A 12,247-nucleotide genomic window follows, 5' to 3' on the forward strand; every position below is an offset into this window, starting at 1 on the left:
TTATTGCTGTACATTTTTATTGACTAAGCTTCTTACTGTTTACAAACAAGAAAGTAAGTGAGTGGATATGTTGAAGGGAAATAGCTTAATTTTTGCAGCCATCGCAGTTGCTTTTGGCATCAGTGGTTGTCAAAGTGCCGATCCGGGTACCTACGGACTGTATAAAGACTACCGTTTGCAATCAGACAACAAAGCCTACGCCATTGGCACCAATAAAATCGCCGGTGCGGCCTGGGGAGCCCGAGATATTCAGGAAGCGCAGAAGCTTGCCATCGAGACCTGTGTCAAGCTGGGCGGAAAGAACTGCAATATCGTTGATATCAACGGCTCATCAGTCGCGAACTAAGACATTCAGCACCCGGCAGCTAAGGGGTGGACAATGATCACGCGCTCAAATCCAAAATGAACAGCCAGGTAGCAGCCCCTGGCTGTCCTTTTTTATCCCCCCCCCAATAACCTCAAGATACTTTTTCAGCGAGAAATCCTTGGTTTCTAGGCTAGGCATCGAGGGTATGAACCTTTATTCTCAATACCATAGATTTCGGGACACGCGCTAAAGGAACAAGAATGAAAGAGACCATCCTAATCACCGGTTGCAGCAGCGGCATAGGCCGATTCTGTGCTGAACAGCTCCACAAGGACGGCTATACCGTTGTTGCCAGTTGTCGGAACCCAGATGATATTACAGCCCTTCGGCAACAGGGATTGAACTGTATCCAGCTTGACCTCGACGATACGGATTCGATCAAACAGGGTATTGAGGCTTGCCTGGCATTAACCGGAGGACGTATCGATGTGTTATTCAACAATGCCGCCTATGGCCAGCCCGGAGCCCTCGAAGACCTACCGACACAGGCCTTGCGACAACAGTTCGAAACCAACTTGTTCGGCTGGCACGAGCTCACACGAGCCGTGATTCCGATCATGCTCAAACAGGGCAGCGGAAAGATTGTCCAGAACAGTTCGGTGCTTGGATTGGTAGCGATGAAGTATCGCGGAGCCTACAATGCGAGCAAGTTTGCCCTCGAGGGTTATACCGACACCCTGCGCCTCGAATTACAGGATACGCCACTTCATGTCAGCCTGATCGAGCCAGGTCCTATCGAAAGTCATTTCAGGGAAAATGCCAAACTCAAGTTCGAACAACACATTGATATGGCAGCCTCCCGCCACCATGTCAGTTACCAGCAAACCCTCGACAGGCTGGGCAAATCGTCGCCATCAAGCAAGTTCACCTTGGCACCAGACGCAGTTCTGAGTCCCCTGCAGGCAATCATTGACAGCAAACGCCCCAAGCCTCGTTACTATGTCACCCAGCCAACCCATATTTTTGGCTTCCTGCGCCGGGTCCTGCCTGTCTCCTGGCTGGATCAGCTGCTAAGCAAAAGTAATTAAAGAAAAACCCGTCTATATACCGGCAACGTCGATAAAACGGCTTCGATATGTCGGTATTTGATCCTTTCCTGCTTTGAAATATGAAATAAAACACACCTATCACAGATCAAAAAAGCCACGATTCAGCCTCCTCAAATAGCAAAAACATTGCTTAGCGCCCTAAATTGAAGAAATTGGCCAGAAAAGACAACTAACGTAATATTTGTGTCATATTAAATCGTTATCTTAGTCAGGTAAGTTGAAAGAGGCCCTTGCAGAGCCTACTCATCGCCTTGAAATACCAGAATAGATAACCAGGTTCCGTCATGACTTTGCGTCAAATTAATATTCTCTGTGTCTGTGTGACACTTGCCCTATTGTTGACATTACAACCCTAAAAAGGAGAGCGCGGCTCTCCTTTTTTATTGCCTGCCTGTCGCGATAAACATAATACCTCTTGATTTTTCAGCCATTAACCCCATAAATAACTACAGAGGCCACTAAAATAAAGAGCAGCAACATGTATGAAAAACTAGCGATCGAACTTAACGAGCAGAATCTGCAGCAGGTTATCGAGCAATCTATGCAGACGCCGGTTGTGATCAGTTTCTGGGCGCCATCGATGCCTGAAACCGCAGAAGTTAACAACATCTTAGAAAAAATCGCAGCGCAATATCAGGGACAGCTTGTCCTTGCGACGTTAGACTGCGAAAGCCAGCAGATGGTTGCAGCTCAATTTGGTGTTCGCGGTTTGCCAACCGTTGCATTGTTCAAAAATGGTCAGCCGGCTGACGGTGCCGCCGGACCACAGACTGAAGAAAGCCTGCGCACCATGCTGAGCAAGCACCTGCCAAGCCAGGAAGAGCTACAGCTAAAACAGGCGTTGGCGCTGGTTGATAGCCAGCAATACGACCAGGCCCTGCCTGTTCTGCGTGAACTGTCAGCCCATTTCGGTCAAAACAGCATTATTTCTCTGGCTATTGCCGAGTGTCTGGTTGAAACCTCGCAACACGACGAGGCAGAAGCCCTGCTGGAAACTATTCCGATGCAGGATCAGGATGCCAAGTATAAAAGCCTGATCGCCAAACTCGAGTTGCATAGACAAGCCAGTGACTCACCAGAAATCCGCCATCTTGAAGAGCAGCTTGCTGCCGCTCCGGAAAATACCCAGATAGCCTACGAGCTGGCTGTCCAGTACAGCCAGGTAGACCGCTCACAAGATGCTCTGGAGCTGCTGATTAACATTCTGCGTAAAGACATGAACTTTGCCGACGGCAATGCGAAAAAGAGCATGATGGATATTCTATCGGCGCTGGGTCAGGGCAATGCAGTTGCCAGCCAGTACCGCCGCCAGCTTTATTCGCTACTGTACTGATCGCAAAGAAACAACGCTTCACACCACAAAGCCGCGATAATCATCGCGGCTTTGTCATATCTCCCCAAGCTACCGTTTATTTTGTGTGCTGGCACAATCCCTCAATGATCGGACAGCGGGCGCTGTCGTTGCCAGGGCATTGCTTCGTCAACGCCTCAAGGGTGGTTTTCATCTCTATCAGCTCGGCGATTTTATCGTCAATCTCAGTAAGCTTTTGCTCGGCCTTGGCTTTCACATCTGCACTTCGTCGCTGGGGATCCCGTGAAAAATCCAGTAACTCACGGCACTCATCCAAGGTAAACCCGACCAGTCTTGAGCGGCGGATCAGCTGCAATTCATTGATGTTATTCTGGCTATAACTGCGATAACCGTTACTGGCCCGTGACGGCGCCGTAATGATCCCTTTGTCTTCGTAGAATCGAATCGTTTTGGCGGTCAGCCCGGTTTGCTTGGCAACATCACTAATATTCACATTTCATCCTTACAGTTTCTGGAAGGTTATAATTCTATTATTCAGCCATTTCTCAGGCAAAATCAAGCTCTGGTACAGTCGCTCAATCAAGGGGCCACATCAAAGTCAAATAGCCTTTGACATTCCACTTGATGGAAGGTTTATTCTCAGGGCATCATTAAATGAAATGACGAAATAGACCGCCTGTTGGTTGTTGTCTGAATCATCGCTAAGGAAAGACACATGGCTGAATTTACCCTCCCGCTAGGCAAGGTTCGTTGCATGAACTGTGCGGGAAAAATCAAGGCATCCTTAACCGCCCTGCCCGGCATTGAATCTGCCGATGTTGATACCCGGCGAGCAATTGTTCGCGGTGACACCGAGCTTCTCCCTCTTATCAGTGCGATCACAGCACTGGGCTACGAAGCCGGTTACACGCACTCGCTGCCTTTAGCAGGGCTGTCATGTGGCAAATGCGTAAAAAAAGTCGAATCTGAGTTTGCCGCCAACCCGCAAATTGCAGATTTCACCGTCAGCAAAACTGAGGCAAGAGTTACCGGAGCCATCACCGAGCAGGCCTTAACGGCTGTGATCGAGAACCTCGGCTACCAGGTTGTTGAGCGCCAGCATCATACCCTGCAGCTAAGTGGCCTTTCATGCGGAAAATGCGTGGCTAAACTTGAAGCCGCTTTCTCTGACAATCCCCTGATAGACAGCTACTCAGTCACTAAAACACAGGCCGAACTCACAGGCTCTCTCTCAAGAGAAGCGGCCATTGCTATCATCGAGCAAACGGGTTACCGCGTACCTGACGCGCAAGTCGTCGAACTCACCTTGTCTGGACTTAGCTGCGGAAAATGTGTGGCTAAAGTAAACAAGGCACTGGACGCACACCCGCAGATCACTGCGTATGAGGTAAGCAAAACACGGGCAGAAATCACTACCTATGCCGATTCAGATACGCTCATCGCCATTATTGAAGAACTTGGTTTCTCGGCACAGCAGGTACAGGCTGATGATAAACGGACGCCAGAACCAGTTGTACCATCAGATAAACCAATAGAAAACATGGCCCCCATAGCCTACAGCAAACATGCTCCAGCCAATGAGGGCAAGACCACCCAATTGCTGCTTTCCGGCATGACCTGTGCCAGTTGCGTCGCTTCTGTTGAAAAGGCGATTCTCGCCGTTCCCGGTGTAGACAGTGCCAATGTAAACCTTGCTGAAAGAATGGCCCTTGTTTCAGGGCAGGCTCAGGTAGAAGACGTTATTACAGCAATTACCGATGCCGGTTACGGTGCTGAGCAGAGCGAGGATGAACAAAGCCGCCGTCAGCGGCAACAGCAGCAAAACGAACAAACCTTCCGACGCCACCTGCGCAATGCGTTTATTGCCCTCGGTGCCGGGATCCCGATGATGGCCTGGGGAGTCTTTGGTGGCAGCATGATGATCACGTCCACCAGCAGCCAGATCAGCTGGGGGCTCGTCGGCCTGCTGACACTCTTACTGTTGTTTACCATCGGACGGCATTTCTATACCAATAGCTGGAAAGCTTTTAAGCACCATCGGGCCACCATGGATACCCTCGTCGCCCTCGGCACAGGCTCAGCCTGGCTCTACTCGATGCTGGTCGTCATCATTCCGGATATCTTCCCGATGCAAGCCCGGCATGTCTATTTCGAGGCATCCGCGATGATCCTCGGCCTCATCACCCTAGGCCATGCCCTCGAAGCCAGAGCCCGGAGCCGCACCTCGAAAGCCCTCGAGCAACTGATTGATCTTCAGCCTCAGACAGCCATTGTCGTGAGCCAAGAAGGTGAGCAGGAAGTGCCTCTTGCTGAAGTGCAAACCGGTATGTTGCTTCGCCTGTATCCCGGTGCCAAGGTTCCTGTCGACGGCACCATCGAAAGCGGACAGAGCTACCTCGACGAATCGATGCTGACCGGTGAACCGCTTCCGGCCAACAAACAGCAAGGCGACAAACTTCACGCCGGTACCATCAACCAGGACGGCAGCCTGCTATTTCGTGCCGAACAAATCGGCAACGACACCATGCTGGCACGAATTATCAGCCTAGTGCGTCAGGCCCAGAGCAGTAAACCCGCGCTTGCCCGCCTGGCAGATACCATCTCGGCGATTTTTGTCCCTGCAGTGATGATCATCGCCATCTTAACGGCCATGGTTTGGTATTACTTTGGCCCGGCACCATCCTCTATTTATATGCTGGTCACAGCAACTACGGTGCTGATCATTGCCTGCCCGTGTGCGTTAGGATTAGCAACGCCAATGTCGGTCACCGTCGGGGTTGGCAGAGCCGCAGAATACGGTGTGCTAATCCGTGATGCTGAAGCGATGCAGGTTGCTGCCGGTATCGATACGGTAGTCCTCGATAAAACAGGTACATTGACAGAAGGCAAGCCTCAGGTCATCGACTGCCGTAGCTACGGCACCAGCGAAAATCACCTGCTTGCCCTCTCTGCCAGCCTGGAGCAAGGCTCCGAGCACCCGCTTGCCAAGGCGATCGTCAATGCAGCCGCAACTCGTGAGCTGCCTCTGTCAGCCCAGTCCGAATTCAAGGCAATGCCCGGCTTCGGCGTTGTAGGAACTGTCGACGGACACCAGCTAGCACTCGGTAACCAAAAGTTGATGACGAAAAACAACCTAGATATTGGTCAGGCAGCTGTGGATGCCGAAGCCATTGCCAGCCAGGGAGCAACCCCTATCTATGTGGCCATCAACAATCAGCTGGCAGGAATATTGGGCGTCAGCGATCCGCTAAGAGCGGATTCCGTCGCGGCTATCAACCGACTGAAAAACATGAAGCTCGATGTGGTTATGTTGACCGGTGATACCGAAACCACCGCCAGGGCAATTGCTCGCCAGGCAGGTATAGATACAGTGATCGCCGGTGTATTGCCTGACGGCAAAGCCGCAAAAATTGCCGATCTTCAACAGCAAGGCAAACGCGTTGCTATGGTCGGTGACGGTATCAATGATGCCCCGGCGTTGGCGCAGGCCGAAGTCGGTATTGCGATGGGCAGTGGTAGCGACGTGGCCATTGAAAGTGCCCAGTTGACACTGATCCGCCACTCTCTGCATGGGGTTGCCGATGCACTTCAGCTATCTGCTGCAACCTTAAAGAACATGAAACAGAACCTGTTCGGCGCATTTATCTACAATACCCTGGGGATCCCGGTTGCCGCAGGCATACTATTCCCGTTGACTGGTGCCTTGCTCAGCCCGGTTATTGCCGGAGCTGCGATGGCATTATCCTCTATCACGGTTGTCAGCAATGCTAACCGGCTACGGCTATTCAAACCCGACAATCAGGAGAACTAATATGATTGCCCTTATCGGCTTGGCTGCCATCGCTTTTATTGTCTGGTGGTTCTGGTTGCACCCTGCCACCAAGAGCTAACGGCTGGATTTTATCGGCCAACCCCGCATCCACTACCTCTGCTGTTAGCCATAATTACAGATAACTGATATAACCCAATCAGTTATCTGTCTCATTTCGCTACGGTGATCATGTTTAAGTCTATTTTATCCAAAGCGCTGCTCTTACTGCCTTTTATAACGACCAGTGCAATCGCTGAACCCTTGGCCTGGCTGGCCAAGGATTCACAGCGTCAGTTTGTTCTTTTAGGCTCAATTCATGCCGGGGAACAAGATTTCTACCCGTTACCTCAGGCATTTCTCGACTACTGGCCCGAAGCTGACGGCTTGGTTGTCGAGGCAAACATTCTTGAATCCAGTGATGTCACTATCAATCGGGATATTCCGACATCAGGTAGTCTGCTCGACAATAATGATAAAGAAATACTGTCTGATATCGCCAAGCAGGCAAAACTCCCCTACCTGTCACTGATTCATAGCCCGCCCTGGTTGACAGCCATGAACCTGCAAATGGCCATGGTATCGCAGGCAGGACTGAGTCCGCTCCAGGGTGTTGATGTCGTCCTTCTTCAAAGAGCACAGCAACAGCAGCTTCCTATTCTGGAACTCGAGAGCGTCAACCAGCAAGTAGCCCTTATGGAAAATTTGCCTGATTATGGCGAGGACCTCCTGCTCAGTACTATCCGTGAATGGAGTGCAATGCAAACGGAGCTCAATTGCCTTGTCTCAGCGTGGAAAGCTGGCGATCTCCAACACCAGTTGTCCTTGATGGAAGAGAGCCAATATTCAGACGAAACCGAAGAGAAACTGATTTTCGAGCGCAACCGTGACTGGGCAAATCAGCTGACCAACAAGGCAAGCTACCAAAAGGGGACCTACCTTGTCGTTGTCGGTGCGATGCACATGCTCGGTGATCAAGGCTTACCAACGCTACTGGAAAAGCAGGGCTTTACCCTCAAGCGGCTGACAGAAGGTGAAAAGTCCCAATGTGAATGAGGAAATTAAGGGCTTGAGATGCGCTACCAAACTGCGCTATTCACCATCAATAAATAGATGCAAAAAAGCCCGGCTACGCGCCCCGGTCAAATGACGAGGCTTTAGAAGAGTGGTCGGTGAAAAGCCAATTCAAGATCCCAATCAAGGTCTTAGGGAACCCCCGACCCTCTGGTCCGCTATTCCAAAGAGCTTGGATGCGCTGCCAAACTGCGCTATTCACCATCAATAAACAGATACAAAAAAGCCCGGCTACGCGCCCCGGTCAAATGACGAGGCTTTAGAAGAGTGGTTGGTGAAGAGCCAATTCAAGATCCCAATCAAGGTCTTAGGGAACCCCCAACCCTCTGGTCCGCTATTCCAAAGAGCTTGGGATGCGCTGCCAAACTGCACTATTCACCACCAATAAACAGATGCAAAAAAGCCCCGTCAAATGACGAGGCTTTAGAAGAGTGGTCGGTGAAGAGGGATTCGAACCCCCGACCCTCTGGTCCCAAACCAGATGCGCTACCAAACTGCGCTATTCACCGACTAAATTGGCTTTTGGTGTACCCCGCCGAGGGTCGCCCTCTGGTCCGCTATTCCTAAAATCAGGATGCTCTGCCAAAGTGCGCTATTCACCGAATGTATATATTTAACATCGTATCCGATGATTCTGCCCGGTTGTACCCAGCAGATTGAAGAGTGGTCGGTGAAGAGGGATTCGAACCCCCGACCCTCTGGTCCCAAACCAGATGCGCTACCAAACTGCGCTATTCACCGACTAAATTGGCTTTTGGTGTACCCCGCCGAGGGTCGCCCTCTGGTCCGCTATTCCTAAAATCAGGATGCCCAACCAAGGTGCGCTATTCACCGACTGTATATATTTAACATCGTATCCGATGGTATCTGCCCGGCGATGCCCAACAGATTGAAAAGTGGTCGGTGAAGAGGGATTCGAACCCCCGACCCTCTGGTCCCAAACCAGATGCGCTACCAAACTGCGCTATTCACCGACTAAATTGGCTTTTGGTGTACCCCGCCGAGGGTCGCCCTCTGGTCCGCTATTCCTAAAATCAGGATGCTCTGCCAAAGTGCGCTATTCACCGAATGTATATATTTAACATCGTATCCGATGATTCTGCCCGGCTGTACCCAGCAGATTGAAGAGTGGTCGGTGAAGAGGGATTCGAACCCCCGACCCTCTGGTCCCAAACCAGATGCGCTACCAAACTGCGCTATTCACCGACTAAATTGGCTTTTGGTGTACCCCGCCGAGGGTCGCCTCTGGTCCGCTATTCCTAGAATCAGGATGCCCTACCAGACTGCGCTATTCACCGACAATCATCAGCAGTATCATTGCTGAGGCCGCTTATAATACTCGCAAGTTAAATTTACGCAAGTATTACGCCGGATTTTTTTCCGTTCTCAATTCGTTTGCTTATCTAAGCATCAAAACCCAGGAAAAACTAACAGTTAAGTGATCTCAGACTCATCTTTAGAACAGTTATTAAACAATGCGCCTACCATTGATCCAGATCATCATAACATTTTTGTTGCATTAGGTATCGTGTAGCCACTATCCCACGACTTAAAGGACTTAACATGGATTTTTGGCTAGATCTCCTATTTGGCAATGCCGTTGGACTGTCTTCAATGATCGTGATCTTCGGAGCCTTGGGATTAATGTTATTTTTCGGTGGTTACTTTGTCTACAAAGCACTATCGGCACCTTCTCCTCACTAGAGCCAATTAGCAAACTAATTTGCTTGCACCAGGGTCAAAGTGTCGGTCTTGACCCTGGATTTCTTTTTGTGCCGGAGTGAAATGGTTATAATCAGTTTAACCATAGTCAAACTCCGTACCACCATGTCAGATTCCGATGAACTCGATCTCTTTCGTGAGATGATGGCCGATGTCTCGCCAATCAAACAAGACCAAGTAGAAACTGTTCATAAACATCAGGTTACTGATGCGCATATCGCTCGCCGACTTGCCGCTCAAACCCTGTCGGACAGCGATCCCGAATATCTGTCGCTCGATTACGCCAAAATGCTCAAGCCAGATGATATGGTTGAATTTAAACGTGATGGCGTTCAGGAAGGGGTCTTTCGCAAGCTTCGCCTGGGTAAATACGATCTCCAGGCCCGGTTGGATTTACATCGCAAGACACTCAAACAAGCCCGTGATGAAATCCTGCACTTTCTCAAGCAATGCCAGCGCATGGATATCCGCACAGTGATCATCGTCCATGGGAAAGGTGAACGCTCAAATCCCCCAGCTCTTATGAAAAGCTATGTCGCTACCTGGCTGGAGCAAATTTCCGATGTTATGTGCTTTCACTCTGCCCTGCGACAACATGGCGGGAATGGAGCCTTGTACGTCATGCTCAAGAAAAGCCCGGAACGCAAGCTAGAAAACCGTGAACGACACCAAAAGCGGCAGAACTAGCCGGTAGGCCATTCACTCCAAGGGCAAAGAGGAGCCATTGGCTCCTCTTGCTACGACAAAATCCAATTACGCCATTACAACGACCCGCACAGCCAGCAAAATCAGCACCACGCCTGACAACCGGTCGATCAACTGAGCCTTCGAACGCAACTTGTCCAGCACCTTGGGATTAGAGAGTACAAACGCTATCAGGGTATACCAGAGTCCATCTACCAACAGTGGTGTGGCAACAATCACCGCCCGGCTGGTTACCTCGGTGCCGACTGCAACAAACTGGCTAAACAAAGCCAGAAAGAACAAGGCAAGTTTAGGGTTGAGCAGTGAAATCATCAATCCGTCACGGGCAGCTGTCTTGAGGTCAACCTGTTTGCCTGCCGCCAGTTTTGCGGCAACGCCGCCTTTGGAACGCAATGCGTTCACGCCCAAATACGCAAGATATGCAGCACCGGCATAGGTAATCACCGAAAATAACATCGGTGACTGCTTGAGCACCACGGCCAGGCCCAGCAAGGTCAGCAAGGCATAGACGCCAACCCCCAGGGCATGCGACCAGGACGTCACCACACCATGCAACCGTCCTCCGGCCAAGCTATGCTTTGCGACCACGGCCAAACTCGGCCCCGGCGACATCGCCCCAAGCATGCAAATCATTAATAACGAAAGCCAAATACTGAATGTCATCTTTTACTCCTTAAGCTGACATTCAAGGTAACAGCCAAATGCTATTACCTGAAATCAAAATAAATCATCACAGTTATGATTTTAAGTCATACTGATGGAGTACATCGAACTGCGCATCACACCTAACACCTGCTCTCTTAACCAGCTGTGAGCAGGATCGCTATCAAACCTCGGGTGCCACAACAGCCAGTATCTATGCTCGGGAGCGGGAATCGGCAGCGACACATAGGTGATCGGGAACAGGCGCTTCATGTTTATGGCAATATGCTCGGGGATCACCATCAGCATGTCAGTGCGGCAAATCGTATGAAAAGCAGAACCGAAAAACGGAACAGAAAACTGAATATTCCGGGTAAGCCCCTGCTCGGCAAGATTGTGATCGACAAAGCTGTCCTTGTCTCCCCCGCCAGACACCCTTAGGTGGTTATATTGCACAAACTCATCGACAGTCAATGAGGCTTTTGCTGCCAGCGGGTGATCACTGCGCATGACACATACCGGGTAGTCCGCGCCGATAGATCGGCCGCACAACCCTGACGGGATCTCGGGCAACATCGTAGAGACCAACTGAATATCCAGGTCAGCCAACCGGGCGAACAGCTCCGGCGACCAAAGCTGATAGGCAAGGCAAAGCTTTGGGGCCCGCAGCTCAAGTTGCTCCACAATGTCAGGTAAAATATATTGAGCCACATAATCTGATGACGACAGTACGACTTTTCCCTGCCACTGCGCCGGATCAAAGTCATCGCTGGCAAACAACGACTGGCAATCGGCCAGTACCCCATCCAGCTTTTGCTTAAGCTGCTCGGCCTTGGGGGTCGGCAGCAGGCGGTTTCCGTCTCTCACCAGCAAGGGGTCATTAAATAACTCCCGCAACTGGTTGAGCTGGCGACTCACTGCCGACTGAGTAATATAGAGCCGTTCAGCCGTGCGGCTGACATGGCACTCATCGAGCAAAACCTGAAGAGTACGAAGCAAATTGAGATTCGTGTGCTTATCCATAACAAAGCCTGACTACAGTAGACTAGCCGTTGGTGGTTTTGGCTATCGGTGCAAAGCTACCCCGGGTCAGAGACAGCAGATCAGCCGGTGCCAGCTCAATCTCCAAGCCACGTCGCCCGGCGCTCACACAGACAGTGTCGAACTGCTCGGCCGATTTATCAAGAAAGGTCGGCAGGCGCTTTTTTTGCCCCAGCGGACTAATGCCTCCGACAATATAACCAGTCGTCTTCTCGGCTATTTGAGGATCGGCCATATCTGCCTTCTTGCCACCTGCGGCCTTGGCTGCCGCTTTCAAATCCAGCATACCGGCAACCGGTACAATCGCGACCGCCAGCTTCTTCGGATCACCATTCAGCGAAAATAACAGCGTCTTGAACACCCGGTTAGGATCCTGACCGAGCACCTCTGCCGCCTCCAGGCCAAAGTTCGTGTTGGCCGGATCATGGTCATACTGGTGAACGGTGTAATTGATTTTTTGCTTTTTCGCGAGGTTGATTGCTGGCGTCATCGTTTTCTCTGGACGGTTAACACATAGGGGATCAATA

Annotated in this window: 11 protein-coding genes and 4 tRNA genes; 7 read left to right on the forward strand and 8 right to left on the reverse strand. The window is 50.9% G+C overall.

The features are described from left to right. The first annotated feature begins 67 nt into the window (after window positions 1–67). The 3 genes from BIT28_RS08695 to BIT28_RS08705 all read left to right on the forward strand — a co-directional run bounded on the left by BIT28_RS08695 (window position 68) and on the right by BIT28_RS08705 (window position 2,749). Window positions 68–346: a hypothetical protein gene (locus tag BIT28_RS08695; protein ID WP_075763212.1), complete on the forward strand. Its 279-nt coding sequence runs from the start codon at window positions 68–70 to the stop codon at window positions 344–346. 221 nt (window positions 347–567) lie between these two features. After that, on the forward strand, window positions 568–1,395 hold the full coding sequence (locus BIT28_RS08700; RefSeq protein ID WP_075763213.1) for an SDR family oxidoreductase: 828 nt from the start codon (window positions 568–570) through the stop codon (window positions 1,393–1,395). Between the two features lie 499 nt (window positions 1,396–1,894). Then, entirely contained in the window at window positions 1,895–2,749 is an 855-nt protein-coding gene (locus tag BIT28_RS08705; protein WP_075763214.1) for a co-chaperone YbbN, read from the forward strand. A gap of 76 nt (window positions 2,750–2,825) precedes the next feature. Here the strand turns inward: BIT28_RS08705 and cueR are convergent, their stop codons facing one another. Then, entirely contained in the window at window positions 2,826–3,221 is a 396-nt protein-coding gene (cueR, locus tag BIT28_RS08710) for a Cu(I)-responsive transcriptional regulator (protein WP_075763215.1), read from the reverse strand. Window positions 3,222–3,443: 222 nt separating this feature from the next. On the opposite strand from cueR, the gene BIT28_RS08715 reads away from it, so the two are divergent. Together BIT28_RS08715 and BIT28_RS08720 are read left to right on the forward strand one after the other, a co-directional pair. Then, window positions 3,444–6,539 carry a copper-translocating P-type ATPase gene (locus BIT28_RS08715; RefSeq protein ID WP_075763216.1) on the forward strand — a complete coding sequence of 1,032 codons (3,096 nt, stop codon included), beginning with the start codon at window positions 3,444–3,446 and terminating at the stop codon, window positions 6,537–6,539. A gap of 189 nt (window positions 6,540–6,728) precedes the next feature. Continuing rightward, on the forward strand, window positions 6,729–7,592 hold the full coding sequence (locus tag BIT28_RS08720) for a TraB/GumN family protein (RefSeq protein WP_075763217.1): 864 nt from the start codon (window positions 6,729–6,731) through the stop codon (window positions 7,590–7,592). Between the two features lie 450 nt (window positions 7,593–8,042). Here the strand turns inward: BIT28_RS08720 and BIT28_RS08725 are convergent. The 4 genes from BIT28_RS08725 to BIT28_RS08740 form a co-directional block, all read right to left on the reverse strand. Next, window positions 8,043–8,119: transfer RNA gene (locus tag BIT28_RS08725), tRNA-Pro, on the reverse strand. A gap of 155 nt (window positions 8,120–8,274) precedes the next feature. Then, window positions 8,275–8,351: transfer RNA gene (locus BIT28_RS08730), tRNA-Pro, on the reverse strand. 156 nt (window positions 8,352–8,507) lie between these two features. Beyond that, window positions 8,508–8,584: transfer RNA gene (locus BIT28_RS08735), tRNA-Pro, on the reverse strand. A gap of 155 nt (window positions 8,585–8,739) precedes the next feature. Next, window positions 8,740–8,816, reverse strand: a tRNA-Pro gene (locus tag BIT28_RS08740). Window positions 8,817–9,173: 357 nt separating this feature from the next. Between BIT28_RS08740 and BIT28_RS08745 the strand changes: the two genes are divergently transcribed. Both BIT28_RS08745 and smrA read left to right on the forward strand, forming a co-directional pair. Then, complete coding sequence (locus BIT28_RS08745; RefSeq protein ID WP_039460702.1) at window positions 9,174–9,314, forward strand: DUF3149 domain-containing protein; 141 nt, start codon at window positions 9,174–9,176, stop codon at window positions 9,312–9,314. Window positions 9,315–9,437: 123 nt separating this feature from the next. Beyond that, window positions 9,438–10,019 (forward strand): DNA endonuclease SmrA, encoded by a 582-nt coding sequence (gene smrA, locus BIT28_RS08750; RefSeq protein ID WP_075763238.1) that lies wholly within the window; start codon window positions 9,438–9,440, stop codon window positions 10,017–10,019. A gap of 66 nt (window positions 10,020–10,085) precedes the next feature. On the opposite strand, the gene BIT28_RS08755 is transcribed toward smrA, so the two are convergent. From BIT28_RS08755 to ybaK, 3 genes are all read right to left on the reverse strand, one after another. Next, window positions 10,086–10,700: a LysE family translocator gene (locus BIT28_RS08755; protein WP_075763218.1), complete on the reverse strand. Its 615-nt coding sequence runs from the start codon at window positions 10,698–10,700 to the stop codon at window positions 10,086–10,088. An 81-nt stretch (window positions 10,701–10,781) separates the two neighbouring features. Beyond that, window positions 10,782–11,702, reverse strand: coding sequence for a LysR family transcriptional regulator (locus BIT28_RS08760; RefSeq protein WP_075763219.1), 921 nt, complete (start codon window positions 11,700–11,702; stop codon window positions 10,782–10,784). Between the two features lie 22 nt (window positions 11,703–11,724). Beyond that, on the reverse strand, window positions 11,725–12,210 hold the full coding sequence (ybaK, locus tag BIT28_RS08765) for a Cys-tRNA(Pro) deacylase (RefSeq protein ID WP_075763220.1): 486 nt from the start codon (window positions 12,208–12,210) through the stop codon (window positions 11,725–11,727). Window positions 12,211–12,247 lie beyond the last annotated feature (37 nt).

This window comes from Photobacterium proteolyticum, assembly GCF_001939735.1.
GTDB lineage: Bacteria > Pseudomonadota > Gammaproteobacteria > Enterobacterales > Vibrionaceae > Photobacterium > Photobacterium proteolyticum.

Bases quoted from the DNA above. Each gene is read 5' to 3' on its own strand.
- smrA (WP_075763238.1), top strand. From the start codon at position 9,438: ATGTCAGATTCCGATGAACTCGATCTCTTTCGTGAGATGATGGCCGAT.
- BIT28_RS08745 (WP_039460702.1), top strand. From the start codon at position 9,174: ATGGATTTTTGGCTAGATCTCCTATTTGGCAATGCCGTTGGACTGTCT.
- BIT28_RS08760 (WP_075763219.1), bottom strand. From the start codon at position 11,702: ATGGATAAGCACACGAATCTCAATTTGCTTCGTACTCTTCAGGTTTTG.
- BIT28_RS08700 (WP_075763213.1), top strand. From the start codon at position 568: ATGAAAGAGACCATCCTAATCACCGGTTGCAGCAGCGGCATAGGCCGA.
- BIT28_RS08755 (WP_075763218.1), bottom strand. From the start codon at position 10,700: ATGACATTCAGTATTTGGCTTTCGTTATTAATGATTTGCATGCTTGGG.
- ybaK (WP_075763220.1), bottom strand. From the start codon at position 12,210: ATGACGCCAGCAATCAACCTCGCGAAAAAGCAAAAAATCAATTACACC.
- BIT28_RS08715 (WP_075763216.1), top strand. From the start codon at position 3,444: ATGGCTGAATTTACCCTCCCGCTAGGCAAGGTTCGTTGCATGAACTGT.
- BIT28_RS08705 (WP_075763214.1), top strand. From the start codon at position 1,895: ATGTATGAAAAACTAGCGATCGAACTTAACGAGCAGAATCTGCAGCAG.
- BIT28_RS08695 (WP_075763212.1), top strand. From the start codon at position 68: ATGTTGAAGGGAAATAGCTTAATTTTTGCAGCCATCGCAGTTGCTTTT.
- BIT28_RS08720 (WP_075763217.1), top strand. From the start codon at position 6,729: ATGTTTAAGTCTATTTTATCCAAAGCGCTGCTCTTACTGCCTTTTATA.